Origin of the sequence: Streptomyces sp. NBC_01591 (assembly GCF_035918155.1) — a bacterium.
Lineage (GTDB): Bacteria > Actinomycetota > Actinomycetes > Streptomycetales > Streptomycetaceae > Streptomyces.
The window spans coordinates 5,500,534-5,527,381 of the sequence record NZ_CP109327.1; the positions used below are offsets into that span (position 1 = coordinate 5,500,534).

At 68.6% G+C, this 26,848-nt stretch carries 27 protein-coding genes and 2 pseudogenes; 19 read left to right on the forward strand and 10 right to left on the reverse strand.

Annotation, left to right across the window (positions count from 1 at the left end; genetic code table 11):
• Positions 1–2: 2 nt before the first annotated feature.
• Positions 3–413 (forward strand): RidA family protein, encoded by a 411-nt coding sequence (locus OG978_RS25735; RefSeq protein WP_124716700.1) that lies wholly within the window; start codon positions 3–5, stop codon positions 411–413.
• Between the two features lie 111 nt (positions 414–524).
• On the opposite strand, the gene OG978_RS25740 is transcribed toward OG978_RS25735, so the two are convergent.
• From OG978_RS25740 to OG978_RS25750, 3 genes are all read right to left on the reverse strand, one after another.
• Positions 525–680 (reverse strand): hypothetical protein, encoded by a 156-nt coding sequence (locus OG978_RS25740; RefSeq protein WP_326767467.1) that lies wholly within the window; start codon positions 678–680, stop codon positions 525–527.
• Between the two features lie 14 nt (positions 681–694).
• Positions 695–2,866, reverse strand: coding sequence for a serine/threonine-protein kinase (locus tag OG978_RS25745; RefSeq protein WP_326767468.1), 2,172 nt, complete (start codon positions 2,864–2,866; stop codon positions 695–697).
• 227 nt (positions 2,867–3,093) lie between these two features.
• Positions 3,094–4,830 carry a chitinase gene (locus tag OG978_RS25750; protein WP_442817747.1) on the reverse strand — a complete coding sequence of 579 codons (1,737 nt, stop codon included), beginning with the start codon at positions 4,828–4,830 and terminating at the stop codon, positions 3,094–3,096.
• Positions 4,831–5,550: 720 nt separating this feature from the next.
• On the opposite strand from OG978_RS25750, the gene OG978_RS25755 reads away from it, so the two are divergent.
• The 14 genes from OG978_RS25755 to OG978_RS25820 all read left to right on the forward strand — a co-directional run bounded on the left by OG978_RS25755 (position 5,551) and on the right by OG978_RS25820 (position 17,525).
• Positions 5,551–6,417 (forward strand): hypothetical protein, encoded by an 867-nt coding sequence (locus OG978_RS25755; protein WP_326767469.1) that lies wholly within the window; start codon positions 5,551–5,553, stop codon positions 6,415–6,417.
• Positions 6,418–6,492: 75 nt separating this feature from the next.
• The gene (cpaB, locus tag OG978_RS25760; protein ID WP_326767470.1) at positions 6,493–7,200 is read left to right on the forward strand and encodes a Flp pilus assembly protein CpaB; all 708 of its coding nucleotides are present in this window, start codon (positions 6,493–6,495) and stop codon (positions 7,198–7,200) included.
• A gap of 7 nt (positions 7,201–7,207) precedes the next feature.
• Complete coding sequence (locus tag OG978_RS25765) at positions 7,208–8,491, forward strand: AAA family ATPase (RefSeq protein ID WP_326767471.1); 1,284 nt, start codon at positions 7,208–7,210, stop codon at positions 8,489–8,491.
• A 90-nt stretch (positions 8,492–8,581) separates the two neighbouring features.
• Complete coding sequence (locus OG978_RS25770) at positions 8,582–8,974, forward strand: TadE family protein (protein ID WP_326767472.1); 393 nt, start codon at positions 8,582–8,584, stop codon at positions 8,972–8,974.
• A complete protein-coding gene (locus OG978_RS25775; protein WP_326767473.1) occupies positions 8,971–9,369 on the forward strand; it encodes a TadE/TadG family type IV pilus assembly protein in 399 nt (132 codons plus the stop codon). The genes OG978_RS25770 and OG978_RS25775 overlap by 4 nt, the downstream gene beginning before the upstream one ends.
• 59 nt (positions 9,370–9,428) lie before the next feature.
• On the forward strand, positions 9,429–10,766 hold the full coding sequence (locus tag OG978_RS25780) for a CpaF family protein (RefSeq protein ID WP_326767474.1): 1,338 nt from the start codon (positions 9,429–9,431) through the stop codon (positions 10,764–10,766).
• A 9-nt stretch (positions 10,767–10,775) separates the two neighbouring features.
• On the forward strand, positions 10,776–11,714 hold the full coding sequence (locus OG978_RS25785; RefSeq protein ID WP_326767475.1) for a type II secretion system F family protein: 939 nt from the start codon (positions 10,776–10,778) through the stop codon (positions 11,712–11,714).
• A gap of 14 nt (positions 11,715–11,728) precedes the next feature.
• Positions 11,729–12,607, forward strand: a complete 879-nt coding sequence (locus OG978_RS25790; protein WP_326767476.1) for a DUF5936 domain-containing protein — start codon at positions 11,729–11,731, stop codon at positions 12,605–12,607.
• A gap of 60 nt (positions 12,608–12,667) precedes the next feature.
• Entirely contained in the window at positions 12,668–13,984 is a 1,317-nt protein-coding gene (locus OG978_RS25795; protein ID WP_326767477.1) for a sensor histidine kinase, read from the forward strand.
• Between the two features lie 54 nt (positions 13,985–14,038).
• Positions 14,039–15,136, forward strand: coding sequence for a response regulator (locus OG978_RS25800; RefSeq protein WP_326767478.1), 1,098 nt, complete (start codon positions 14,039–14,041; stop codon positions 15,134–15,136).
• 245 nt (positions 15,137–15,381) lie between these two features.
• Positions 15,382–15,612 (forward strand): hypothetical protein, encoded by a 231-nt coding sequence (locus OG978_RS25805; protein WP_326767479.1) that lies wholly within the window; start codon positions 15,382–15,384, stop codon positions 15,610–15,612.
• Positions 15,612–16,220 carry a pilus assembly protein TadG-related protein gene (locus tag OG978_RS25810; RefSeq protein WP_326767480.1) on the forward strand — a complete coding sequence of 203 codons (609 nt, stop codon included), beginning with the start codon at positions 15,612–15,614 and terminating at the stop codon, positions 16,218–16,220. The genes OG978_RS25805 and OG978_RS25810 overlap by 1 nt, the downstream gene beginning before the upstream one ends.
• 31 nt (positions 16,221–16,251) lie before the next feature.
• Positions 16,252–16,866: a hypothetical protein gene (locus OG978_RS25815; RefSeq protein ID WP_326767481.1), complete on the forward strand. Its 615-nt coding sequence runs from the start codon at positions 16,252–16,254 to the stop codon at positions 16,864–16,866.
• A gap of 8 nt (positions 16,867–16,874) precedes the next feature.
• Positions 16,875–17,525: an OmpA family protein gene (locus OG978_RS25820; protein WP_326767482.1), complete on the forward strand. Its 651-nt coding sequence runs from the start codon at positions 16,875–16,877 to the stop codon at positions 17,523–17,525.
• 64 nt (positions 17,526–17,589) lie between these two features.
• Here OG978_RS25820 and OG978_RS25825 read toward each other — a convergent pair whose 3' ends face one another.
• Both OG978_RS25825 and OG978_RS25830 read right to left on the reverse strand, forming a co-directional pair.
• On the reverse strand, positions 17,590–17,781 hold the full coding sequence (locus OG978_RS25825; protein ID WP_326767483.1) for a hypothetical protein: 192 nt from the start codon (positions 17,779–17,781) through the stop codon (positions 17,590–17,592).
• 11 nt (positions 17,782–17,792) lie between these two features.
• Positions 17,793–18,644: a helix-turn-helix domain-containing protein gene (locus OG978_RS25830; protein WP_326767484.1), complete on the reverse strand. Its 852-nt coding sequence runs from the start codon at positions 18,642–18,644 to the stop codon at positions 17,793–17,795.
• A 320-nt stretch (positions 18,645–18,964) separates the two neighbouring features.
• On the opposite strand from OG978_RS25830, the gene OG978_RS25835 reads away from it, so the two are divergent.
• Both OG978_RS25835 and OG978_RS25840 read left to right on the forward strand, forming a co-directional pair.
• A complete protein-coding gene (locus OG978_RS25835; protein WP_326767485.1) occupies positions 18,965–19,513 on the forward strand; it encodes an ATP-binding protein in 549 nt (182 codons plus the stop codon).
• A gap of 160 nt (positions 19,514–19,673) precedes the next feature.
• On the forward strand, positions 19,674–20,114 hold the full coding sequence (locus OG978_RS25840) for a hypothetical protein (RefSeq protein WP_326767486.1): 441 nt from the start codon (positions 19,674–19,676) through the stop codon (positions 20,112–20,114).
• 88 nt (positions 20,115–20,202) lie between these two features.
• Here the strand turns inward: OG978_RS25840 and OG978_RS25845 are convergent, their stop codons facing one another.
• Positions 20,203–20,595 (reverse strand): VOC family protein, encoded by a 393-nt coding sequence (locus OG978_RS25845; protein ID WP_326770165.1) that lies wholly within the window; start codon positions 20,593–20,595, stop codon positions 20,203–20,205.
• Positions 20,596–20,895: pseudogene (locus tag OG978_RS25850) on the reverse strand (ArsR/SmtB family transcription factor); the annotation flags it as partial.
• A 135-nt stretch (positions 20,896–21,030) separates the two neighbouring features.
• Here OG978_RS25850 and OG978_RS25855 point away from each other — a divergent pair.
• Both OG978_RS25855 and OG978_RS25860 read left to right on the forward strand, forming a co-directional pair.
• Positions 21,031–21,159 (forward strand): annotated as a pseudogene (locus OG978_RS25855) (TetR family transcriptional regulator); the annotation flags it as partial.
• Positions 21,160–21,281: 122 nt separating this feature from the next.
• A complete protein-coding gene (locus OG978_RS25860) occupies positions 21,282–21,968 on the forward strand; it encodes a TetR/AcrR family transcriptional regulator (RefSeq protein ID WP_326767487.1) in 687 nt (228 codons plus the stop codon).
• A gap of 22 nt (positions 21,969–21,990) precedes the next feature.
• Here the strand turns inward: OG978_RS25860 and OG978_RS25865 are convergent, their stop codons facing one another.
• Genes OG978_RS25865 through OG978_RS25875 form a run of 3 tightly spaced genes read right to left on the reverse strand, consistent with a single transcriptional unit; the run spans position 21,991 to position 26,609 of the window.
• A complete protein-coding gene (locus tag OG978_RS25865; RefSeq protein WP_326767488.1) occupies positions 21,991–23,448 on the reverse strand; it encodes a carboxylesterase/lipase family protein in 1,458 nt (485 codons plus the stop codon).
• A gap of 57 nt (positions 23,449–23,505) precedes the next feature.
• Positions 23,506–25,287, reverse strand: a complete 1,782-nt coding sequence (locus OG978_RS25870) for a glycoside hydrolase family 3 protein (RefSeq protein WP_326767489.1) — start codon at positions 25,285–25,287, stop codon at positions 23,506–23,508.
• A gap of 38 nt (positions 25,288–25,325) precedes the next feature.
• The gene (locus tag OG978_RS25875; RefSeq protein WP_326767490.1) at positions 25,326–26,609 is read right to left on the reverse strand and encodes an MFS transporter; all 1,284 of its coding nucleotides are present in this window, start codon (positions 26,607–26,609) and stop codon (positions 25,326–25,328) included.
• Between the last annotated feature and the right edge of the window lie 239 nt (positions 26,610–26,848).

Consider the following 26,848-nt stretch of genomic DNA (forward strand, 5'->3'; position numbering starts at 1 on the left):
CCATGACCGAGAAGATCGCCCTCACCCCGAGCACTCACACCACGCCCCCCGCGAAGTTCTCGCACGGGGTGAAGAAGGGGAACATCCTCCAGGTCGCCGGCCAGGTCGGCTTCCTGCCCGCCGTCGAGGGCCAGGCCCCGACCCCCGCCGGTCCGACGCTGCGCGAGCAGACCCTCCAGACCTTCGCCAACGTCAAGGCGATCCTGGAGGAGGGCGGCGCGAGCTGGGACGACGTGATGATGATGCGCGTCTACCTCACGGACGTGGACCACTTCGCCGAGATGAACGAGATCTACAACTCCTACTTCGGCGAGCAGAACCTCAAGGCGGCTCCCGCCGCCCGCACCACGGTCTACGTCGGCCTCCCCAAGGGCCTGCTCATCGAGATCGACGCGCTCGCGGTACTCGGCTGATCCAGCTGATCCACTTGCCGCACCCGCACCCGCACCCGCACCACCACGCACGGCACGGCGCCCGGGTCCGTGGCCTGGTGATCCAGAGCCTCTCGTTCGGTTCGGGCCGGTTCAGGCCTGGCTGACGCAGATGATGTTCTTGTTGCCGTCCACCTTCCAGTACCAGTAGCGCTGCCCGCCGTTCGTCGGACAGATTCGGCCGCTGTACGACTTGGGTGCCCGGTAGTAGCCGGTGATCTGCGCGATCGACTGGCCCGCGACGGGCACCTTGTCGGCGTTGGTCAGGCTGCCGATGCGCAGATGATGCTGCGGCCCTTGTTCACCTGCCAGTACCAGAACCGCTCCCCGCGCCCTGCCGGGCAGGTCCACTTGGTACCGGCCGAGGGCGCCCGGTAGTACCCGGTGATCCGGAGGATCGACTGGCCGGCCTGGGGGACGCTCGACGAGTTGCAGCTCAGCACCACCGTCAGATCGGCGCTGACGGCCCCTTGGACCTGTGCGGGGAAGCACTGGCCCACCTGGTACACCCGGTCGAGGCAGAGCGTTCTCCCGATCCCGTCCTCACCGGACTTGTGCCACCAGGTGAAGCCCTGCCCCGTGTCGCAGGAGCTGGAGGCTCCGGACCGGGAGGTGACGCGGTTGACATGCATGTAGGCGTTCCAGGAGCGGCAGTTGACCCGGACCGGGACCTCGGCGCTCATCTCGCCGTGCCCATCGCTGTACACGTTGAGGCAGTCTCCGGCGCGCACCGCGCGGAATGCCCGGTCGGTGGCGTCCGGGGTGGGGGTCGGCGTCGGGGTCGGTGTGGGCGTGGGTGTGGGGGTCGGAGACGGCTCGTCGGCACTGCTGTCCGAGTCGTCCGTGGTACCTCCGGAGTCGTTGCTGCTCTCGTTGTCATCGGTGCCGGTGATCTCGTCGTCGGAGTGGGTGTCGAGGCTGCTGCCGGACGTGCTGGTGCCGGAGGCGGACCCGCCGCTGCCGCTCGCCTTCCCCGAGGTGTCCCAGGGCTGCCAGATCACCAGGGCGACGACGACGGCGATGGCGATCAGCCAGCCCCAGTTCGAGGAGCCGCCCGAAGAGGGGGCGGTCGCCGGGCGCGTAGTGCCCCCGGCGGGCGAGGCGTTGGCGGACGAGGCCGCGCGCACCCGAGCGGCACGGGCCGCCTGCTCGGCGCGCTGCCTTTCGGCCCGCTCCCGCCTGGCCTGCTCCTGCGCGGCCCGTCTCCGCTCCTCGGCGCGCTCGGCCTCCCGGCGGGCGGCCTCCGCGCGTTCGCGCTCAGCCCGTTCCCGTTCGGCGCGCTCGGCGCGTTCGGCCTGTTCGCGCTCCGCCTGCTCCCGTTCGGCCTGCTCCGCCCGCTGCCGCTCCGCAAGCTCCGCGAGCGCCGCCAGCTCCTGCCGCGCACGTTCGCGGCGGGCGCGGTCGCGGGCGGCGCGGGCCCTGCGTTCCTCCGTGTAGACCATCGTCGGGCGGGGCGGCGGCACCACGTTCGTACGTTCGTCGACGGTCAGGGCCGCCGGGTCCGTATGGCGGCCGCCGCTCGCGAGTTCCAGGCCCTGGTTCGCGTACGCGCCGATCAGTTCCGTCCAGCGCGGTGGCAGCCACCGGGTACCGCTGTGGGAAGCCGGCAGGCCGGCCTGGTCCTCGCGGAAGCGGGCGAGCAGGTTGGCGGGCGCGGGGCGTTGGGCCGGGTCTGCGGCGAGGCAGGGGCGGATCGTCGCGACGAGTTCCTTCGGCAGTCCGCCGAGGTCGAGTTCGCCGCGCTGGACGCGGGCCAGCAGCCGCAGCGTGTCGCCGTCCGCGGCGTAGGGCGGGCGCCCGGTGGCGAGCAGGAACAGGGTGGCGCCCAGGGAGTAGACGTCGGACGCGGCGGTCGACTCCTCGCCGCGGGCCTGTTCGGGCGAGGTGAAGGCGATCGTGCCGAGGGTGAGACCGGTGAGCGTGAGGTCACTGGCGTGCGAGATGCCGAAGTCGATGAGCCGGGGGCCGTCCAGCGGCAGCAGCACGTTCTGCGGCTTCACGTCGCGGTGGACGATGCCCACCCCGTGCAGCGTGACCAGTGCCTCCGCGGTCCCGGCGGCGATCCACCGTACGGCCGACGCGGGTAACACCCCGCAGGTGCGGACGAGTTCGGAGAGCGGGGGCGCGGCGATGTAGTCGATGGCCATCCAGGGACGCTCGGCGTTCGCGTCGGAGTCCCGTACGCGCGCCGTGTACGCGCTGTCGACCCGCTGGGCGAGCGACACCTCGCGGGCGAAGCGGCGCCGGTCGGTCTCGCTGACGTTCCCCTCGGCCAGCAGTGTCTTCACGGCGACGAGGCCACGGCCGCCGCGCTCACCGCTGCGGGCCAGATAGATCCGCCCCATGCCGCCGGACGCCAGCCGTCCGATCAGCCGGTACGGTCCGAGCGTCGCCGGATCGTCCGCACCCAGTGCCTGCACCCGCGCCCCGGCCATGTCCCTCCCCCTGTCACATCACCGTCGAGCCCCACAACGGTGCCACGTGCGCGCCCGAACAGCCATGGAATGCAGGAAGTCCCGGGCACTCTGTTGCCGGTCCGGGACAGGCCCGGCACGGATACCGGAACCCGGCCCCGGCCCCTGGCCCCCGTCCCGGTCCCGGAACATGCAGCAGCGCCGCCGGGGGAGCGGCGGCGCTGCTGGTCACTGATACCGGCCGGTGGTTACGGCAGGCCGTGCACGTGCGGGCCCACCGCGTTCGACCAGGCGTTGCCCGACTTGGCGTCCCAGTTGGTCGACCAGGTCATCGCGCCGCGGATGCCCGGGTACGTCCTCGAGGGCTTGAACGTCCCGCAGTTGGTGCCGGAGGCCAGGCAGTCCAGGGCCGCGTTCACGACCGACGGCGGTACGTAGCCGCTGCCCGCGCCGCTCGTGGAGGCGGGCACACCGAGACCGACCTGGGACGGGTCGAGGCCGCCCTCCAGCTGGATGCAGGCGAGCGCGGTGAGGAAGTCCACCGAGCCCTGCGAGTAGACCTTGCCGTCGCAGCCCAGCATCGAACCGCTGTTGTAGTACTGCATGTTGACGACGGTCAGGATGTCCTTGATGCCGAGCGCCGTCTTGAAGTACTCACCCGCGGTGGACTGCATGTCGATGGTCTGCGGGGCCATCGTGATGACGAGGCCGGAGCCCGCCTTCTGCGACAGCGAGCGCAGCGCCTTCGTCATGTACGTGGAGTTGAGGCCGTTCTCCAGGTCGATGTCGACACCGTTGAAGCCGTACTCCTGGATGAGCGAGTACACCGAGTCGGCGAAGTTGGTTGCCGAGGCGTCGCTGTTGACCGAGACGGACCCCTTCTCGCCGCCGACCGAGATGATGACGTTCTTCCCGGCCGCCTGCTTCGCCTTGATGTCGGCCTTGAACTGGTCGACGGTGTAGCCGTTCAGGCCCGCCGTGTCCAGGTTGAAGGTGACGGCGCCCGGCGTGCTCGTGGCGTCGGCGAAGGAGACCGCGATGATGTCGTAGTTCGCGGGCACGTCGCTGAGCTTCTGCACGGTCGCGCCGTTGTTGAAGTTCTGCCAGTAGCCGGTCACCGCGTGCTTGGGGACGGAGGTGCCGGGGTTGGGGTTGCCGCCGCCCTCCTTGGCCGTGCGCCCGCTGATCGTCGTGGACTTGACGGACTCACCGGCCGCGTTGGTGGCGGTCACCGCGAACTGGTACGCCGTGTCGGCGGCCAGCCCCGTGACCGTCGCCGAGCTCCCGGTGGTCGTGGTCGCCTTCTTGCCGTCCTGGTAGACGGTGTAGCCGGTCGCGCCGGACACCGCGTTCCAGGACAGGGCCGCGGAGGAGGAGGTGGTCGCGCCGACCGCGAGTCCGGCCGGGGCGGACGGGACGGTCGGCTCCGGGTCGGTGCCGCCCCCGCCGTCGGGGCCGTTGACCGAGATGTCGTCCACCAGATAGGCGGCCTGCCCGTACCAGCCGTGCGTGTAGACGTCGACCGAGGTGGTGTTCGGGCCCGTCCTGAAGGTGGTGGTGAGCTGCGTCCAGTCGCCGGAGCCGGGGGACCAGGTCGACACATCGGTGGTTCCGGTACCGCTCGCGCCGAGGTACGCGTACCCGCCCTGCACCCAGGAGCTGAGCGTGTACGTCGAGTCGGGCTTCACGGCCACGGTCTGCGTGCACCGCGCGGTGTCCTGGCCGGACGGGGTGGCCTTGAGGGCGGCGGTGCCGCCGTGCACGGGAGAGGAGACGGTGGCGCCGCTGCCGCCGGTACAGGACCAGTTGGCGAGCCCGGACTCGAAGCCCGCGTTCTTGGCGACGTTGATATCGGCCGCCTGGGCGTTTCCGGCGAGGCCTGTGGCGGTCAGCGCGCCGGCCGCGAGGACGGCCATTGTGGCGCCGAGCCGGACCCGGCCGCGGCGCCGGTGGATTCTGTGGCCGCTGAGGGGGGAACGTTCCACTTGCTGCCTCCGTGGGGGAGTTGGGGATGCCTGCCGGGAGTACCGGGGGACGAGCCGGCGGGGTGGACCGGCGGTACTCCGGCCGTCCGGGAGGTGACGGGGAGAGGAAGGGGATATGGAGTTGAGGAACGGTGGCCACCGCTGGCCGATAAACTGGTCCAGACCAATCAAGTTGTCAAGACCTCTGGCAATGAGACCTGCGGAGATCGTGGTCGCCGGACCGGCCCGCGCTCACTCCACTTCTGCCCGGCATCCACCCCGCGAAGGCCTCGATGGAGACCCCGAAGCCCCCTCCGCGCACCTGTGAATTGACGTTTTGTTGACCTCGTGGAGACCCGTGCGGGTGAGGCGGCGGGGTGCTCGGACAGTGACGGTCCGGCCCCCGGTGCGAGGTCGGTGCGAGGTCGGTGCGCAAGGTTCCGCATCCGTGCTGACGTGCGCGGATGAATTCCCGGAGCAAGGTGGCCGGAAGGTGGATCGGTAACCCTCCGCAGTTGTACAGAAGTTGACGGTTTTCGATTTGATCCGATTTAGCACGCGGGCGTTACGCGGGCGCCTCGCACACGTTGTCGGACTGGCCTCCGAAAAGTGTTCTCTGCCAGGTAAGACGTGGATAAAGTGCTGAAGCAGAACCGCGGAGAAGGAGCGATTGCGGCCGACGTCATGACCGGCGTCCGGCCGGAAGCCGAAACGGGGAACAGCGTGCCGACCGCAATAGCAGTGACCAGTGCTGACTTGGTACTACCTCCGACCGATCAGCAGACGCCGACAGCCGCCCTGCTGCAGGCGCCCGATGCCCAGGCGCTGGAGATGGCCATCGGTGACATGCACGTGCTGCTCGAACAGCACGGCTATGTCGTCGCCGTCTACCCGACCGGCATCTCGCCCGCCCATGAGCGCCGGCTCCACTCCGTGCGCTCGGTCCTGGAGAGCGACCGCATCGCCCTGGTCAAGGTGGACCTCCCGCCGCTGGGCGTCGCCGTGCTCGTCAGGCAGCTGCGCCAGTTGTCCATCTGTGACTTCAGCCCCGGAGTGGTCGCCTCCGCCGCCCGGCTGCTGACGCACTACATCCACGCGGGCGCCCTGCTCCACTCGGTCACCAAGTTCGACCGGGTCCCCGTCGACCTCAGGACCCATGCCAAGTCCTGGGTGCCCGGCTCCCAGTTCGCCGTGGTCGCGGGGCCCGAACCGCAGCTCGTCAGGGTCGGCCCGAAGGTCGACCCGCCGACCGGTCCGGAATTCGCCACCCACCTGATGACCGCCAAAGGCCAGTCCCAGTCGGAGTGGGTGAAGGAGACCCTCGCGCCCGCGTGGCAGGTCCAGTCCATTCACGAGTCCCCGCTCCCGTCCGAATCCCCAGCATGGTGGGGAACCGGGAAGCTGGTGGAATTCGCCGCCTACCTGCCAGACATCTCCGTCCTGTACCAATTGGTGGCCTCCGTCCGCCGTGAGAACTGCCGTTGGTGCGGAATGGAACTCATCGGTGACCGCTGCGGGTTCTGCTCCTCCCCGCTACCCGCAGCCGAGAACCGAATGCACTCTGCCGGTGTCCTCAGCCATGGAGCGCTCGCACCACCGCAGTCCTAGCGCTTCCGCTTTCCTCCGTAGACGCCCTTCCGTCCGCTGCCCCACGCATCCGAATCGAACGAGGTTGTCCGGCCCATGAACTCCCGTCAGCGCCGCGGCGTGATACTCCTGCTTTTGTCGGTTCTGTGCGCCTTCGGCGCCTTCGCCGGCGTGCTCTCGGTGATCAGCGATGTCAACTCCAAGGTCGGGCCGGAGGTCTCGGCCTACCAGCTGAAGTCCGACGTAGCACCCTATACCGCCCTGTCCTCCGGGCAGTTCGAGAAGATCTCGATGCCCAAGCGCTGGCTCTCCACCAACGCGGTCACCGATCTCTCCGAGGTAAACGGCAAGATCGCCGTCACCCAGCTGCGCAAGGGTTCGCTGCTCCAGTCCGACATGATGCAGCGGCGCCCCGAACTGCAGCCCGGGGAGCAGGAGATCGCCATCATGATCGACGCCGCGACCGGCGTCGCGGGCAAGATCACCCCTGGCGCCACGGTCAACATCTACGCCACCTTCGCCGGTGAACGCGATGGCGAGACCTCCCAGTCGAAGGTCATCGTCTCCAACGCCAAGGTGCTGGACGTCGGCAAGCTGACCGCTCTGGAGCCCAACCAGGACGGCAAGTCCAACATGGGCACCGAAGCCGTCCCGATCACCTTCGCGCTCAACACGCTCGACACCCAGCGCATCGCCTACGCCGAGTCCTTCGCGGAGCACGTACGCCTCGCGCTCCTCGCCTCCGGCAGCGACAGCACCATCCGTCCGGGCGACCGCACCTACACGCTCGACAAGGACAAGTGAGGATCGAATGACCACGAGGATCCTCCCGGCCGTCGGTGATGTCGACGCGGCCAGATCCGTCACCACCCTGCTCAGCCAGCTTCCCGAGGCGGAGCCGGCCGCTCCGGTCACCGACTCGACCCAGCTGATCGACACCCTCGCCCGGCTCGCGGGCGAGGCGCTGGACGATCTGCCCGAGGTCGTGCTGGTCCACGAGCGGATCGGACCGGTGCCGGCGCTGGAACTGATCCGGGAGGTCTCCCTGCGCTTCCCCGCCATCGGGGTCGTGCTGATCACCGCCGATGTCACCCCCGGTCTGTTCTCGTCCGCGATGGAGTCGGGTGCGCGTGGTGTCGTCACCCTCCCCCTGAGCTACGAGGAATTGGCCAGCAGGGTTCAATCCGCGGCCCAATGGTCCGTCGGAGTCCGACGCCACCTGACCACCGGGGCCGATGTCTTCACCGGTCCCGGCGGTACGGTCATCAGCGTCAGCGGCGCCAAGGGCGGCGTCGGGACCACCGTCACCGCCGTACAACTGGCCCTGGCGGCACAGGCGTCCGGGCGCACTGTCGCCCTGGTCGACATGGACCTCCAGGCCGGTGACGTCGGCTCGTACCTCGATGTGCAGTTCCGACGTTCCATCGTCGACCTGTCGTCGATCACCGACATATCGCCACGTGTCCTGTCCGACGCCGTGTTCAGCCACAGCACCGGTCTGGCCCTGCTCCTGGCACCCAGCGAGGGCGAGAGCGCCGAGGAGGTCAGCGACCGCTCGGCCCGGCAGATCGTCAGCGCCATGCGCTCGCGCTACGAGGTCCTGATCGTCGACTGCGGCAGCCAGCTCCAGGGCGCCAGCGCGGCGGCCATCGAGATGGCCGACACGGCACTGCTCGTCACCACACCCGATGTGATCGCGGTGCGCGGCGCCAAGCGCGTCGTACGGATGTGGGACCGGCTCCAGATCCGCAAGGCGGAGGAGACGACGACCGTTGTCAACCGTTTCATCCGCAACACCGAGATCCAGCCGCAGCTGATCGAGAAGATCACCGGTACCAGCACGGCCAACACCGCGGTCCCGGCGAACTTCAAGGAACTCCAGGCCGTCGTCGACGCGGGCCGGCTGCACGAACTCGACTCCAAGAGCACGGTCAAACAGGCCCTCTGGGCCCTTGCGGGCGAGCTCGGCATCGTCAAGGTTCCTGAGAAGGAGAAGAACGGCGCGAAGAGCGGCGCGAAGTTCAAGAACGACCGAGGCTCGATCGGGCGCCGACGCGACCGCGGCGGCGACTCCCGGAACCGTCCGACGACCTAGGGGGCAAGTTGACCAATGGCACTTACCGAGACGAAAGACACGGAGATACGGGGAAGGCGTTACGGTGACGCCGCCCCGGGGCGGGGTGGGATGCGCGTCCGCCTCGTCGGCCGGGGGCGTGACCGGGGCCAGACCGCCATCGAGTTCCTGGGCGTCACGCCGCTGATCATCCTGTTGTGCGTCGCGCTCTGGCAGTGCGCGCTGATCGGCTACACGTTCTCCCTGGCGGCGAACTCGGCGGACGAGGCCGCGCACGCGGGGGCCATCTCGGAGGGCTCGCGGGGCCATGCCTGCCGGGACGCGTCCGAGAAGAACCTGCCGAAGGTGTGGCGGGATGCGATGAAGCGGACGAAGTGCGATGACTCGTCCGGGCTGTACAAGGCCACGGTGAAGCTGCGGGTGCCGGTCCTGGTGCCCGGAGTCTTCAACCTGCCGATGACCATCGAGGGCAACGCCGCGTCGCCGCTGGAGGCCGAGCGATGAGCATGCGCACGCACACACCGGGCCGGAGGCCCTTTGCGTCCCGCCGTGACCGCGGGCAGGTCGCCTTCGAGTACATGGGCTTCATCCCGCTGATGCTTCTGGTGGGTCTGTTCGCGATCCAGCTGGGGGTTGCTGCGTACGCCGCCAACCAGGCGGGCACCGGCGCCCGCACGGCAGCGCGCGCTGCCTCTCAGGACGTGCCGCGCGGGGATTCGGAGCGGGCAGGCCGCGAGGCGATGAGCGACTGGCTCGGCAGCTACAAGAACTCGAAATTCAGCCGCCACGGTGGGTCCGGCAAAGTGACGTACACCACCCGCGTGAGGATCCCCTCCGTCGTTCCCGGTATCGACGACTGGGGTTGGGCCAAGCGCAGTTCCACCATGCCGCGAGGGTGAGCGGGGCCCGCATCGCACAACCGGAGCACCACAAGCAAGTCTGAGCGAGGAGTTACGCAATGAGTCTGCGGGCACGCATGACTGCCCCCGAGAAGAACGGCGGGGCGCGGGAGGACAGCCACATGGTGGCCACCTACCGCGCCAAGCTGCTCGAAGAGATCGACCTGGCGGAAATGTCCTCGCTCGCCGCTGCAGACCGGCGAGCGCGGCTGGAGCGCGTACTCAGCCACATCATCAGCCGTGAGGGCCCGGTCCTCTCCACCGTTGAGCGCACCCAGCTGATCCGCAGGGTCGTCGACGAGGCCCTCGGGCTCGGCATCCTGGAACCGCTCCTCGAAGACGCTTCGATCACCGAGATCATGGTGAACGGACCGGACCAGATCTTCGTCGAGCGAAGCGGCAAGGTCGAGAAGCTGCCGATGCGCTTCAGTTCGCACGAGCAGCTGATGCAGACCATCGAGCGCATCGTGTCCACGGTCAACCGTCGTGTGGACGAGCAGAACCCTATGGTCGACGCGCGTCTACCCAGTGGTGAACGTGTCAACGTGATCATCCCGCCGTTGTCGCTGACCGGTGCGACGCTCACCATCCGACGGTTCCCGAGGGCCTTCACGCTCCAGGAAATGATCAATGTCGGCTCGCTCGACGAGCAGATGCTGATCCTCCTGGCCGGACTCGTCCAGGCCAAGCTCAACGTCATCGTCTCCGGCGCCACCGGTACCGGGAAGACGACGCTCCTCAACGCGCTCTCCGGCCTCATCCCCGACAGCGAGCGCATCGTCACCATCGAGGACTCCGCCGAGCTCCAGCTCCAGCAGAGCCACGTCATCCGGCTGGAGTCCCGGCCGGCGAACGTCGAGGGGAAGGGCCAGATCACCATCCGTGACCTGGTTCGCAACTCCCTGCGTATGCGTCCCGACCGCATCGTCGTCGGTGAGGTCCGTGGTGGCGAATCGCTCGACATGCTCCAGGCGATGTCGACCGGTCACGACGGCTCGCTCGCCACCGTCCACGCCAACAATGCCGAGGACGCGCTCATGCGTCTGCAGACGCTGGCCTCGATGTCCGAGATCAAGATTCCGTTCGAGGCGCTGCACGACCAGATCAACAGCGCCGTCGATGTCATCGTCCAGCTCACCAGGCACGCCGACGGTTCCCGAAAGATCACCGAGATCGCCGTCCTCGACTCGCACGGGCGCGACCCCTACCGCATCGTGACCGTCGCCAAGTTCGACGCTCAGCCGATGGACGCCGAGGGGCGGATCAACGGCGAGTTCAACTACCTCCCGATCCCGCGCAAGATCGCCGAGCGTCTCTACATGGCCAGCCAGCCCGTCCCGCAGGCCTTCGGGGTCGCCGAATCCGCCGAACAGCTCGCCACCCGAGAGGCCAACTAGGTACGTGCCATGACGAATCTTCCTCTTCTCACCATCGGCGTCACGCTGCTCTGCGGCGTCACGGGCGTCATGGGCCTGCACGCCTACTCCGGCGGCAAGGCCGACCGGGACGCCATGGTGGACCGCCTGTCGTACACCGGTCAGATTCCCGAGACCGGGCGGCACCGACGGTTCCGCGGCCTCGACGCCAGGCTGCGCAAGACCGGCCTCGGCCGGAAACTCGAACTGAAGCTGGCTGCCACCGGCCTCGACATCACCCCGGGTGAGTTCTTCGTCAGCGCCCTCGCCGCGATGGCCGGGCTCTGGATGATCGCCTCGTCGATGCTCGCGAGCTTCTTCGGCCCGGTCGCCGCCCTGGTCGGCCTCTGGGGCACCAACGCCTTCCTGAACTGGGAGCGGACCAAGCGCACCGAACGCTTCATCAACCAGCTTCCCGAACTCGCCCGCATCCTCGCCAACGCCACCCAGGCCGGCCTCGCGCTGCGTACCTCCATCAGCATGGCGGCGGACGAGATGGAGAACCCGGCGGGCGAGGAACTTTCCAGGGTCTCCCGGCGCCTCGCCGTCGGTGAACCCCTCGACGACGCGCTGAGCGAGCTGACCGATCGGCTCCCTTCCCGCGAACTCGTCGTCCTCGTCACCACCCTCGTCCTGTCCAACCGGGCCGGCGGTACGGTCGTCAGCTCCCTGCGCAACCTCACCGAGACGCTGGAGGAGCGCAAGGAGACCCGACGCGAGGTCAAGACCCAGCTCTCACAGGTCACCGTCACCGCCTACGCCGTCCCTATCTTCGGCCTGGGCGCCATGCTCCTGATGAACGCCGTCATGCCCGGCGCCCTCGACCGCATGACCGGAGCCTTCATCGGCCAGGTCGCAGTGGTCATCGCCATCACCCTCTACGCGATCGGATTCATCGTGATCCGCCGTCTGTCCCGGATCGACGTCTGATGGGCGGGGAGCACATGGACCTCCTGCTCGCGGGCGGCATGGCTCTGGCCGTGTACGGCGTCATCGCCGGCATCCGCATGTACCGGGCCGACGCAAAGCTCCCCGGTGACCTGGCCATCGCCCTGGAGGTCGGCTCGACCCGCACCAGCGCGGTCGGCTCCGGCATCGACCGGCTGGGCATGAGGTGGGCGCCCGCGATCCTGCGGATGATGGGCCCGAAGGCCGTCAACAAGAAGCGCCGCCAGATCGACATGGCTGGCAACCCGGGCGGTCTGACCCTCGACCGTTACGCCGCCCGACGCGCCGTCTACGGCACCCTCGGCGCGTTCGGCGCATTCACGATGCTCATGCGCGGCCAGATCTTCCTCGCTCTGCTGCTGATCGCTTTCGGCCTCTTCTGGGTCGAGGTCGGGCTCTGGTCGGCGGTACGCGTCCGCCGCGACCACATCGACCGGACGCTCCCGGACTTCCTCGATGTCCTCGCCGTCGTCGTGTCGGCGGGCCTCGGCTTCCGCCAGGCTCTGGGGCGTGTAGCAGAGAAGTACGAAGGCCCCTGGGCCGACGAACTTCGCATCACGCTGCGCCAGATGGACATGGGAGTCAGCCGCCGTGAGGCGTTCGAGCAGCTGCGCAAGCGCAATGACTCGGAGCAGGTGGCGATGTTCGTGACCACGCTGCAGCAGGGTGAGGAGCTCGGCGCGCCGATCGTCGAGACGCTGATCCAGATCGCCAATGACATGCGGCGCACGGACGCCCAGAACGCGCGCCGGAAGGCGGCCAGGGCGGTCCCCAAGGCGACCTTCGCCGTCACCACATTCCTTCTCCCCGGAACCCTGGTGCTGCTGACCGTCGGCTTCGTCTACGGAGCCAACGTCGACCTCAGCTTCCTCTAGGGCTGATGACGTGAACGACGCGGACGGCGGGCAGGACGGGAAGAAGGAGGTGACAGGCTCATGTCTTTCCAACTCGGCGGCATCCAGACCGGAGTGAACGCGGAGGTGCGCCGGGCCATCGCCGATCCCGGATCGCGCCCGGCGTTCGCCATCCAGCTCAACGCCCTCCAGGCGATGTGCCGGCAGGTCTTCGGCTTCAGGCTCGCGATGATCGCCATAGCCACGCCCTTCGCCATCGGCCACACGGCCTCGGGGCCGGCCACCTGGCTGATCGGCTCGGCCATCCTCGTCACGTTCATGGGCTCGTACGTCCTGTTCCGCGACTGGGAACGCTTCGGCCCCGTACTCCTGCGCCACCCCTGGCTGCTGGGCATAGACGCCTTCTTCGGCGCCCTGCTGCTGATCACCGCGAGCCCCGAGTCCACCCTCGCCTACGTCACCGTCTGTACCCCCCTGCTGGCCGGACTCGTCTACGGCTGGCGCGGTGCGGCCATCTTCGCCGCACTCCAGATCGTCATCGTCCTCGGGGTGTACGGAACCGATCCGAAACTGCAGCCCGCCGATGCCACGGCGCTCCTGCTCCCCGGTTTCTGCGTGATCGCGGGTGCCGTCGGCGTCACCCTGCGCAATCTGCTCCTCCGCTTCGGGACGGCCAGCCAGGCCCTCACCGAGACCAAGGCCCGCCTCGCCGTCAACGAGGCCGTCGAGGGCGAGCGCACCCGCCTCGCCCGGGAGATGCACGACTCGGTCGCCAAGACCCTGCACGGCCTGGCCCTCGCCGCCGACGGCCTGGCCTGCTCCTCCGACCGCATGAACCCGCTCGCCGTCAGGCACCAGGCCGAACTGGTCGCCCGCGCCGCCCGCCGGGCCGCCGCCGAGTCCCGCGAGCTCCTCTCCGACCTGCGCCGCGAGTCCGGACTCGACGGAGGCGTGGACGTCGTACGTGAACTCCGTGCCCGAGCCAATGACTTCACTAGGCGTCAGGGCCTCACGGCCACCTTCCGGCTCCTCGACGAGGCACCGATCCCGCACGTCCCGCAGGCCGTCGCACGTCAGTTGCTCACCATCGCCTCCGAGGCGATGGAGAACGCCCACCGCCACGCACAACCCACCTACCTCGTCGTACTCGCAGGTGTGAAGGGTGATGTCCTGCGCGTCAGCGTGTACGACGACGGACGAGGCCTGCCCACCGGAATCACCCTGGACGACCTCCGCCACGCCGGCCACTTCGGCCTGGTGGGCATGGTCGAGCGCGCCGCATCCATCGGCGCCCGCATACGTATCGGAAAGGGGCAGGCGGCCAAGGGCACCGAGGTCCGTCTGGAACTTCCGATCGCAGCTCTGCTGGCCGCTCCCGGCACCGATCAGCCCGACTGAACCGCTCCGATTCCACCCTCACCCCCCCCATAGACCCTTGAGAGGAGGTCGCAGATGCCGGACGACGTCTCCCGCGCGTCGGGCCAGAACTGGGCCGCACAGCACCACGCGTCCCAGCACACGTCCTCGCACGTCACCCCGCTCAACTCGGAACCCAGCTCCAACGCGTTCCCCGTCCCCCAGCAGCCCGCGGCATCCGAGCCCATGTCTCCCTTTCCCGCGGCGGTGCCCATGGCCGTTCCCGGCGCTCTGAGGGTCGTCGTCGCCGACGACAACCCAGTGGTCCGGGCCGGCCTCGGCGTCCTGCTCTCCGGCCGTGACGACATCGACGTCGTCGCGGAGGCCGCGGACGGACGCCAGGCCTACGACATGGCCGTCCTGCACCGTCCGGACGTCGTCCTGCTCGATGTCCGGATGCCCGGTGTCGACGGCATCTCCGCGTTGCCGCACCTCGTGCAGATCGCACCCGTGATGATGCTGACCTACAGCCGAGAGAACGAGATCGTCCACGAGGCGCTGAGGCTGGGTGCAAGCGGCTACCTGGTCCACGGCGAATTCACGGCCGACCAGCTGGTGCAGGCCGTACGCGACACGAAAAACGGCCGCGCCCATTTCACGGCCACCGCGGCGAACGCACTCCTCGCCCACATGCGCCAGGGCCCGGGCCCACAGGGGCGACCGCTTCCCGAAGGGCTCGGGGCGGCTCTGACCACGGGCGTTCCGTACCAGGGGCCCGGCTACGACGGCCACGCCCCGAGTTCCGTTCAGCAACACGGTGCGCCTGCACATATGCCCAAGCCCGAACCGTCTCCACCTGCGGCGCGACCGGTCCGGACACCGCAAGGTCTTTCGCATCTGCAACCAGTTGTGGCACAGTCTTCCATGGGCGGGGAACCACGCACGACACTCAACAGGCAGCAGTACGGGCTGAGTTCACGGGAGGTGGAGGTCATGGAGCTGATCGCGTCCGGCATGAGCAATCAGCAGATCGCCGCCACCTGCTTCATCAGCGAGAAGACGGTCAAGAACCACATCAACCGCATCTTCACCAAGCTGCACAGCGCCAGCCGCAGCGAGGCCATCGCACGCTGGCTCGGCACGGCGCACGCGGCGGGACCAGGGGTGCGCGGGGTCGGTGGGCACCATGGCTGAGCGGAAGAGCGGGCCGAGGCGGATGCGTGCGGGGCGTGGGGCCCTGCGCGCGCCGGCGCCGCAGACCCAACTGACGGTTTGGGCCCGGGAATGGGCCCTGGGACCCTCCGGCCGGCAGGGCCTGCCGCCGTATGTTTCTCACGTCGCCAGCGGTACCGGCCAGGAGGAAGCCGGTACTGCAGGCGACACCAACGAAACGTGCGAGTCGGCCGGTTATCGGTCGGCCGAACCCGGAGGGGAACCCCATGTCGGACATCACCCTGAAGACCGCCGTCCGCGTCCAGGGCTGGGCCAACACGGCTGTGAGCCGCATCCAGAAGCGCTACGAGAACATGGACCGCGGCCAGACGGCGTTCGAGTACCTGGGCATCATCCTGGTGGTCGTGGCGATCATCGGTGCGATCGTGGCGACCGGCATCGGTTCCGCGATCAGCGACAAGATCAAGGGCTTGGTGGGCACCATCGCGACCAAGTAATGCGGCGTCGCACTCGTACCGATGCAGGGCAGGCCTTCCCCATCTATGTAGCGATGGTGGCGGGCCTGCTCTTCCTCGCGTTCGCATTCTTTGCCGTCGGCAAGGCCTCGGCCTTGCGCAATGGAGCCCAGGGGGCCGCGGATGCCGCGGCCCTGGCTGCCGCCCAGCAGACTCGTGAGCAGTTCGGGGCGCCGTTCTACGCTTCGCTGCCCGGGAAGATGCTGGACCCTTTCCTGAATGCCCACCCGGTTCTCGGCTGCCCTGCGGCTTATGGGCTCGCCTCGGCGAATCGGGCAACCGTTACGGGCTGTTATCCGATGCCCGGTGGTCTTCGGGACCGGATCAGGGTTGAGGTCAAGGGGCATGACTCGGTGGACTCGCCGGTCGTTCGCGATACGGAGAACGTGGTCGGTGAGGCCAAGGCCACCGCTGTCATCGAGTTTCGCTGCCCCAACTGGGAGTCCGTGGACTTCAACGACGACGGCGTCCAGGACATGTACTTCTTCACCTGCAGAGGCGGCGAGATGCTCGAAATCGAGCCCGCCAGTCCACCGCCCTGGTCCAAGGTGAGCAAGACTCTCTACGACGTGCACCTGGTCGACAACTGACGGCGAACGACGAGTAAAGGAATCAGAATCCATGAGCATTCGGTGCTCCACCAAGTCCCGAAGGGCAGTGGCTGCCGTCTCCCTGGCAGCGGCCCTGGCTCTGGCCGTCACGGGCTGCGGCACTGACGGTGGTGGCGAGAAGACGAACGGTGCCGATTCGTCACCGTCCTCCGAGTCGTCCAAGCCTTCAGACGGGGACAAGGCGGCGAAGAAGGAGGACACCGCTGCTGGGGACAATGTGGACCCGAATGTGAAGCTCGCCGAGATCAGGGGAAGCGGACTGACCCTCGTGATCAATCAGGTGAAGCGTGACTCCGGAGGATTCGTCACGGTTCAGGGCGAGATCAAGAACGTGAGCGACCGGGCACAGAACTCCGGTTCATGGGCCGGTCAGGAGACTGCGGTTGCTACGAAGAACCCGAACTCCGTGGCCGGTGCGACGCTGGTGGACAAGGTAGGAAAGAAGCGCTACTACGTTCTCCGGGACACGGAGAGCCGTTGCCTCTGCACCACTAACATCCTCCCGGTGTCGCCGGGGGAGTCGACCCCGATCTTCATGCAGTTCCCGGCACCTCCGAGCACGACGACGGAGGTCGACTTCACCCTGCCGACGTTCGCGACGACCTCCTTGAAGATCTCAGGGTGACGGCCGACATGACCCAGACCCGAACCCGACTGAAGCCCATCGGTGCTGCCGGACTCACCGTCGCGGCAGCCGTGGTCGTCGCGAGCACCACGCTGTTCGGGGCGGCCCCGGCGTTTGCCGACGAAGGTCCGAGCGTGCCTCCGGGCACCGAGGCGACGTCGGTGCCGCCGGTGAAGCTCGACCCCAACGACCCCGACCTGAAGATGCCCGAGGGCGGCACGCTCGCGCCGGCCAAGGTACTCGACATCGTCCAGGTGATCGAGGACGAGGGCGGCGAAGAGCGTCGCGAGGACAGCAACGCGAACATCAAGTTCGCGCTCCAGGCCGAGGTTCTCTTCGGCAAGGACAGCGCGAAACTGAGTTCCGCGGCCAACTCCCGTATCGCAGCCATCGCGGCCGAGATCAAGAAGCAGAACGCCACCAAGGTGCGCGTCTTCGGCTTCACGGACAACCTCGGCTCGTCGGCCCACGGCGACGTGCTGTCCAAGCAGCGCGCCAACGCCGTGCAGTCGGTGCTGGTGAAGGATCTCGGATCGACCGTCACCTTCGAGATCCGTGGCTACGGCGAGCAGTACCCGATCGCCGACAACAGCACGGAAGAAGGCCGCAAGAAGAACCGGCGCGTGGAGGTCTCCTTCCCGCGCGGTACGTCTTCCTGAGGACCCGCGCCACAGCAAGGGCCCGGCACCGCGAGCGCATCGCGGTGCCGGGCCCTTTGCGCGCTTACAGCAGGTGGTCGGCCTTGCCGGCCTTGATGTCGCGGATCATCTGTTGGAGTGCTTCGCGGCTGTCGACGAGGTAACGATCCTCCTCGCCGCGAATGGCGATGAACCCGTTGCCTTCTATATCTGTGCCGAGCCTGAAGCAGTTGTTTCCCTCGCCGCAGTACGGCTCTTCCCAGTTGATCTCGGACATGCTGAACGTCCTTAAAGTTGGCGGGAGATGGCGCGAATGAAGTCCCGAGAGTCGACGGAAGGCAGCGAGGCGTCCTCCATCCAGTCCAGGTGTGCGCGGTATTTGGTCAGCTGCGCATCCGCGTGCATGAACTCGGGGCCGTGAGCTGAATCGAGCTGCACGGTGTCGAGTTGGGGCACGACACCGTGGGCATAGAGAAGTGCGTGCCCGGCTCCGGGGAACGCGCCTCGGTCCACCGGAATCACCCGCACATCGATGTGCTCGCGTTCTGACATCTCGCACAGATGTAGCAGCTGCTCGCGCGTGACATCCCGCCCTCCGAACTGCATGCGCAGGGCGGCTTCGTGGACGTAGCCCACATAGTCGATGGGGGCTTCGCGGTCGAGCACCTGTTGCCGTTCCATGCGGTGTGCGACCCGCAGTTCGATCTCCAGGCGGGACAGCTCGGGCAGAACGGCGCCGAACACTGCACGGGCGTACCCGTCGGTGTGGAGGAGGCCGGGAAGGTGGACGGTCTGCGCAGTACGGATGCGCGTTGCGTGCCATTCAAGTTCGGCGATGTCCAGGAGGCCGGACGGGAGTGTGCCCCTGTACTGCTCCCACCACCCACGTTCGCGCTGCTCGGCCATCTCGGCAAGCGCATCGACGTAAAGAGCTTCGGCGCAGGCGTAGTTGCAGGCCAAGGTGCGAACGCGAGCGGGCGTAATCGGGCGGACCCCGCCTTCCATGTTGGAGATCTTCGTCCGGTCGATGCCCAGTAGCCCGGCCGCGTATGAGGTAGTTGCCTCGGCTGCGACGCGCATCTTGCGCAGTTCAGCGCCGAGCCGCTTCTGGCGCTCTGTCGGAGTGGAACTGCTCGGCATAGGCCCTCTCTTCCACGGACTGTGGGAACAGTCTGCCGCTGCGGTGGGCGCCCAGTCCAACACGTGGGAGGCAATTGCCTCCAACTCGGCGACACATGTACCAATGCTGCGCTACGTTAGGTTAGGCACCGCTCACGCAGCGCCGACGAGCCGGAAGTGCATCACGCGGTCCTGCCCGCAACCTCCTGCCCTGGGAGGGGCGGTCCCGCGTCAGGGAGACAGGCCACTGCTCGTCCACAACACAACAACGTGAGCCACTCGTGCGCGCTCATGCGAAAGAGAGACACCGCCAACTCGCCACCCGCATCAGGGGAGTCACCATGCATTCATCTCCGATTGCCGCACTCTGTCCGGCCGCCGCCGAGACACGTACGCCGGTCCCGTATCCGCACCCCACCCTGCAAACGAACCCGCAGCCGTACCCCCAGCCGCACCCCCAGCCCTATCTACGCCCGAAGGGCCACTCCGGGCGTGGCCTCGGGCTGAGCTTCACGTTGCCCGGGGACGTCCGCAGTGCGTTCATCGGCCGGACCGTGGTGGCCACCGCGCTGGAGGCGCACGGGCTCGCCCGGTACGTCTGGCCGGCCACGCACGTTGTCGACGAGCTGGTCGCGGTCACCGCCAGAATGAGCCCGGGGAGGGAGCTCTATGTATCCCTGCGTCACCGGGACGACGCCGTACGCCTCCTCGTCTGGGACCAGCACCCGCACCATGCCGACCCGGACATGGCGGCCCTCTGCGAAACGCGGCGTCGGCGGGCGCTCTGGCTGCTGGCGGCTGTTGTGGACGACTGGGGCGGGGAGTGGGGCGCCAGCGAGGCGAACCCGCCGCAGCGAGGTACCAAGTCGTGGGTGCAACTGCCGCGCTGAGTCGCGGATCCGGGTCACGGGGTGGAGCGGTGGGCCTTGCCGGTCGCCCACCCCGTCCACCTCCCAGCAGGCTGCTTGAGGCAGGTTCCGTGCCGAGATAACGTTGCGAGCACGTCAACGATGTTGACTTCGTCTCAACTCTGCAGGGGGAGATTCGCGCATGCTCAAGTCCCGGGTTGCCACCGTCTTTGGTGCCGTCGCCGCAGCCACCATGCTCACCATGACCACAGCCTCCGCGGTGGACGGCCACGAGCGGGCCACCGGCCTCAGTGGTCCCGGCTGGGACGAATTCGAGTGCGCGGACCAAGTCGACTCTCGGTCCTGCTTCTTCCATGACGGCGACTGGTTCGCGATCGAAGACACGGACGCGGACGGTCACTCCGCTGTCGTCAAGTGGTGGGTCACCTCCGCTTTCGACGAAAACGCCCCCAAGCTCCGCTCGGGATACATCTGGAACATCGACGGCAACAACACCCTCCGGTACAAGAACAAGGATCTTCCGGAGAACGAGTACGTCTGGTTCCAGACCTGCACGGGCGAATGGAGCACCCACAAGCTCACCTCCGGAAGCTGCTCCCTGACGACGGTTGCGCTCGCCTGAGAGGCCCTGGCCTCGATCTTTCATGGCGGCCTGCCGGTGGGCGGGCCGCGTGGGGAGGCGATCGGCTTTCGGCGCCGCAGTCGGTCGTCTACTGCGGCTGGGACGCGATCTGGATCAGGTTGCCGCAGGTGTCGTCGAAGACGGCGGTGGTGACGGGGCCCATCCCCACGGGCTCCTGGGTGAAGCGGACGCCGAGGCCGCGCAGGCGCTCGTACTCCGCGTGCACGTCGTCGACGGCGAACTGGGCCAGCGGGATGCCGTCCTTGGTGAGCGTGTCGCGGTAGGGCCTGACGGCCGGGTGGCCGGCGGGTTCCAGGAGGAGTTCGGTGCCGCCGGGCTCGTCGGGCGAGACGACGGTCAGCCACCGGTCTTTCTCGCCCAGCGGGACGTCGTGCTTCTTCACGAAGCCGAGGATCTCGGTGTAGAAGCGCAGGGCCTCGGCCTGGTCGTCGACGAAGATGCTGGTCAGGCGGATCTTCATGGGGGTGCTCTCTTTCGATCCGGAGGTGTCGGGCGCGGGCCATCGCTCGGTGATCTGCCGCAGCGGGGCCGTATTCAGGTCGTGGAACTTGTAGCGGCCCTCCCGCCTGGTCTCGACCAGTCCGGCGGCTTCCAGCACGGCGAGGTGCTGGGACACCGCCTGGCGTGAGATGCCGAGCTGATGCTTCATGCTCAGTCGCGAGCAGATCTCGAAGAGTGTCTGTCCGGACTTGTCCGTGAGCTCGTCGAGGATGCAGCGGCGGGTGGGGTCGGCCAATGCTTTGAAAAGGTCGTCGGCCATGCCTGCAGGATAGGCAAGTGCTCGCTTGCCTATCAAGCTGCAACGCGCCGCGCCCTCTGCGAGACGCGGCGTCGGCGGGCGCTCTGGCTGCTGTCGGCCGTGGTGGACGACTGGGGCGGGGAGTGGGGCGCCGGCGACCTCGATGCGTACGAGCTCATGCGCGGCGTCGGTAACCTCTGCATCGGCGCGGACAGCGATATCCGCTACGACGCACGCCACATGGTGGAACTCCTCGTCGCAGGGCTACGTCGGCCACACCACTGACCTCGGCGACATCGCGCGTGCGGCTCTGCCAGAACGCCGGACTCAAGCGGCTTGGCCAAGGCCGGCGGTGGTCGGGTCCTGCTCGCGCAGCGAGGCGAAGTCACCGCACTAGGGTGGTCCGCATGGACCGCATGCAGGATGGAAAGCCCCGTAGAACCGCGGCGCGTGGCAGCTACGCCGTGGGTGACGAGCGCCGTGCCCGGATTCTGGACGCCGCTGTCGAGCACTTCGCGCAGTGGGGGTTCCATGCCTCGTCGCTCGCGCGGATCGCGAAGGACGTGGGGATCACGCAGGGTGGGCTGCTGCACCACTTCCGCAGCAAGGAGGATCTGCTGATCTCGGTGCTGCGGCGGACCGACGAGCAGGGCGGGGAGCGGCTCTTCGTGCGCGAGCCGCAGTCCGCCGTCGAGACCTTTCAGACACTGCTCGACCTCGCGGCGTACAACGCCGAACGGCCGGGCCGCACCAAGATGTTCAACGCGCTGGTGGGGGAGGCGGGCGAGCGGGGCCACCCCGCGCACGACTTCTTCGTCGGCCGCTACCGCATGGTCCTCGAGGAGATCGGCAAGGAGCTTCGGGACGCCGTCGAGCGTGGTGAGGTCAAGCCCGACACCGACCCGGCGGCGCTGGCCGCGGAGATCGCGGCGGTGATGGACGGGCTGCAGCTGCAGTGGGCGCTCGCCCCGGAGACGTACGACATGGTCGGGCGGCTGCGTGCCTACTTCGACCGGTTGCTGCGGTCGGTGACGGTGGACGGGGCGGGGCTGCCGGAACGGTCCGGTGGCGAGGAGGACCGGTCGGAGAGCTGACCGGCCCGCCTCGCCGTTCGGGTCAGCCCAGCCAGATCTCGCGGACCGGGCCCAGGGGGTCGGACTCGGTGTGCGGTTCGGCGTCCCAGATCATCGTGGAGCGCTGTGAGGTGGTGTAGCGCGGCCAGCCGGCACCCGGGTCGAGATCGGTCACGAAGGCGACCCAGGCGGAGTGCATGGCGTCGGTCAAGCGCTGCGGCGGGTTCTCGCCCAGAGCGGCGGTGACTCCTTCGGCGTCGGCGGGCAGGCCGAAGACGAAGGGCAGGTCGAGGCAGTGGCTGGCCAGGCCCGCGTAGATCGCGGCGGTGGACGTGTACTCGAACTGGTAGAGCCAGGTGGGAAGTTGGCGGGCGGCGCGGGCCTCGGTGATGGCGAGGGAGGGGGCGCGGAAGGTGGTGTCGGTGGCCGCCTGGCCGAGAAGGGCGCCCGGCGTTTCCTTGTTGAGGTCGAGGAAGCGCTGGGTGCGGTCCGGGTCCAGGCCCATGGCGGCCAGTGCGGCGCGCAGCATCTCCTCGCCGCCGTCCGGGGCGGGCATGAGGTTGAACTCGTGGGAGGTGAAGCCGAGCATCAGCGAGGTGCCGGTGCCCGCGTCGCCGGTGGTGAGAGCGTCCATGACCGGGGCGGGGATCAGCTCGCCGTCGGCGAAGGGGGCGAGGACGACCAGCGGCAGCGACTCGCGCTCGGGGCCGGGCGCGTTCAACGCGTCCATGAGGGCGAGGTGTTCGTCGTCAGACTTGTCGCGGAGCGCGGCGGCGGTCGCCGGGGCTCCGGTCCGCTCGGTGAACAGGCGGGAGATGGTCAGCGCCATGTCACGCCCCTGCGGCTGCATCACCGCTCCGGACACCGAGATCGCGCCCCGGAACAGGCCCTGCGCGGCAGGCGTCGCGAGCAGTGTCTGGACCGCGCCGCCGCCCGCCGACTGACCCGCGACGGTCACCTTGGACGGATCGCCGCCGAAGGCCGCGATGTTGTCACGCACCCACTGAAGGGCCGCGATCCAGTCGAGCACGCCACGGTTGTCGGGCGCGTCCGCCAGGTGCAGGAAGCCCTCGATGCCCAGCCGGTAACCGAACGAGACCACGATCACGCCGTCCCGGTTGAAGGCCGCCCCGTCGTACCAGGGGCTGGCCGCAGAACCGGCCACGTAACCGCCGCCGTGGATCCACACCAGGACCGGGAGACCGCTCCCGGCAGGGGAGGTGACGTCCGGGGTGAACACATTCAGGTTGAGGATCGACTCGCCCGGAACGGTCGGCTCGGGAATGGTCGTGACCTCGCCGAACGGACGGCGCTGAGCGGTCGGCCCGTACGCCGTCGCGTCCATCACCTCGGTCCACGGCTCAGGCGGAACCGGAGCCGCGAACCGCAGCTCACCGACCGGCGGTGCGGCGTACGGGATGCCGAGGAACCGCACCCCACTCTCGCGGCGCTCGCCGCGCACGGGGCCGCTGCTGGTCAGGACGGTGGGGCCGGTGGTCATCAGGGGTGGCTCCTGCTCTGTGGGGCGGAGGGTGGGAATCCGGGTGTCCGAAGCGTCTCAGAGGTCCAGTCCGGCCCCGAAGGGGAAGACCGGATCGGCCGTGTCGTGGGGCACGTCGGACCGGGACGCCTCGACAGCGGCCATCGAGCGCGGCAGCTCGTACGGCAGCCGGCCCTCCGCCCTGGCCCGCCCGAACGCCACGTCGAGCAGCGCCTCGTCGCTCGCGCCGAAGTCGACGATCAGCGCCGCCGCCCGCTCGGCGATCTCCGGGATGACGGCGGGCCGCTCCAGGTTCAGACAGACGACGGTCGGTACGGCGTCGAGGAGGTCCAGGACCGGCCTCAGCTCCTCCTCGGTGAAGTCCAGGCGCCCGGAGTGGAAGAGCTGTTCGAACTTGCCCTCCCGGAACTCGTACGGGGTGAACAGGCGCAGCACCGCGAGGTCCGCGTCCGCAGGGGCGTCCACCAGCTCGCCGAACCGGGCCGCGATCCGCGCGTCGAGCCCTTCGACGTACAGCTTCGGACGCTTGCCGACAACCGGCAGTGTCCGCTCGTGGTTGACCAGGACGGTGAGTGAGCGGCGCTGGGCCAACTGGCCGGCCGCGCGGAACTCGCTGTTGCCGACGATCTCCTCGGCCGCGTCGGGGTCGACGTACGGGCTGTCGAAGAGGCCGAGGACGAACTTCTCGCGCAGCAGACGTCGTACGGAGCGGTCGATGCGGTCCTCGGAGAGGCGGCCGGAGCGGACCAGGTCGACGATCACTTCGGGGCAGGACTCGCCGCCGAACTGGTCGGCGCCCGCGTCGATCGCCTTCGCGGCGCGTTCGGCGACGGTCAGGTGCTCGACGCCCCAGGCGCGGGCCTGGTGCATCTCGCCGAAGATCGGCTCGTCGTTGAGCAGGCCCCAGTCGGTGCAGACGATGCCGCCGAAGCCGAGCTGTTCGCGCAACAGCCCTGTGATCACGCCCTTGTTGAAGCCGAAGCCGACCTCTTCCCAGTCGGTGCCGACCGGCTGGCCGTAGTACGGCATCATCTGCGAGGCGCCGGCCGCGATGGCCGCCTTGAACGGGGCCAGGTGGTGCTCGCGCATTCCGCCCGGGTAGATCTGCTCCTTGCCGTGCGGGAAGTGCGGGTCCTCGCCGTCCTTCTGCGGGCCGCCGCCGGGGAAGTGCTTGACCATGGTGGCCACGCTGTCCGGGCCGAGACGCTCGCCCTGGAAGCCGAGGACGTACGCCTGGACCAGCTCGGCGGTGAGTGCGGCGTCTGCGCCGAAGGTGCCCATCTGGCGGGACCAGCGGGGCTCGGTGGCCAGGTCGATCTGCGGGTGCAGGGCGACGCGGAGGCCGACCGCGAGGTATTCGCGGCGGGCGACGTCGGCGAAGCGGCGGACCAGTTCCGGGTCGCGGGTGGCGGCCAGGCCGGTCGCCTCGGGCCACACCGAGAAGGCACCGGCCTCGATGGAGGCGCCGATGTTCGCGGTGAAGGAGTGGCGGGGGTCGGTGGAGACGGTGACCGGGATGCCGAGACGGGTGCTCGCGGCCATCTCCTGGAGGGTGTTGTGCCACTCGGCCATCTGGCGTGGGCCCGCGGTGCCGAAGATGTTGAAGTGGCTCATGAGCTTGGAGCGCACCATGCCGGTGGTATCCGTGGGGGCCATGGAATCCTCGCCGGCCTCGACCGGGCGGCCATCGGGGTGCATGGTCAGCATGGTCTGGAAGAGCAGACCTGCCTTCTCCTCCAGGGTCATCCGGGAGACGAGGTCGGCGACGCGCGCGGAGGCGGGGAGGGACGGGTCCTGGTAGGGGTGGCCGTCGTTACGGGGGGTGGGGGTGGTGCTCATGTGGTTCTCCAAAAGGGGGACCGGCCCGGCTGGGACGGTCAGCGCACGCTGCGGATCGGGACGACGGACAGGGCGCCGAGGGCGGTGACCACGGCGGCGACCACGAACAGGGCGTCGTAGCCGCCGAACGCGCCGACCACCAGGGAGGCGATGAACGGGGCGATGATCTGCGGGCCGGCGTTGGCGATGTTCAGCACGCCCATGTCGCGGGCGGCGTCCTCCGCGCTCGGCAGCACCAGGGTGACCAGGGCGGTGTCCACCGCCATGAAACAGCCGAAGCCGAGCCCGTTGATGACGGAGAAGACCAGCATGCCGGTCCAGTCCGGGTTGACCAGCGGCACCACCATGCCGGCCGCGGTGAGTACGCAGGAGGCCGCGATGAGCGGCTTGCGGCGGCCGATCCGATCGGAGAGGACACCACCGGCGACCGTCGCGACCAGCATCGCGATCGAGTTGACGGGCGTCATGATCGCGATCGCTTCGGTCGGGCTCAGGCCCTTCGGCAGCTCGATGTGGTCCTGGAGGATGTACAGCTGGTACACCACGATCACGAAGTAGCCGAGCGTCAGCAGGAACCGGCCGACGAACGCCCACCGGAAGTCCGCCACCCGCAGCGCCGCCGCGAACGCGGCCAGCTGCTTGCCCAGCGGCACGGGGTCCTGCTCGGGCAGCTTCCGTTCCCGCGCCAGCGAGGTGAACAGCACCGCCGCGCCCGCGATGACTGCGCCGAGCACCAGATACCCGGTGGGCACGTCGTGCGGCACGAACATGGTGGCCAGCGCGACACCGACCATCGAGCCGACCGGGATGCCGATGCCCACCGTCGCCGAGGCGAGCCCGCGGCGCTCGACCGGCACCCGGTCGGGCACGACCGCGGTGATGGCCGCCTGGTAGACGTTCATCGTCGCCTGCACCAGACACCAGCCGATGGTGACCAGGAGGATCGACTTCATCGCACCGAGCAGCGCGAGCGCACCCAGGGCCGCGATGCCGCCGCCGAGGATCCAGGGATTTCGCCGCCGGGATCGGTCCGAGAGGACACCGGCGAGTGGGTTGAAGAGCGTCGCGAAGATCGCGGAGATGCCGGAGACCAGACCGAAGTTGGCGACCTTGTCCGCCGGGTCGATGGCCTCCACCTGGAGCGGCAGCAGAACCTGCCCGACCCCCATGTAGACCATGTACATCGCGATGTTGCCGACGGCGAGCAGCGAGAGCAGCCCGCCCAGGTTGCCGCGGCGTCCGGCCGGCGGCGTGTCCTGCGCTGTGTCCGTGACGACGTTCCGCGGGGAGGCGGACGTGTGCCGGGTCTCGGATGTGCTCATGACCAACTTCCTTGGTGGCCGTGCCCCTGCGGGGCGAGAGGGGCGGGGGTGCACCTGAGCCGCGGGCCGGGCGAGGCCTTCGACCTGCGGGCCAAGCACAGGAAAGCACGAAAACCGAGTGGGCGCTAGGTTTGTTCGATGTGGCGAGGGCTACGCCCGTGGTGTGCGCCACATCGGGTGTTCGGGGTGATCCAGGGCGTTACCCGGCGGGCTGGGCCTTCGCCTTCGGGTCGCCGTCC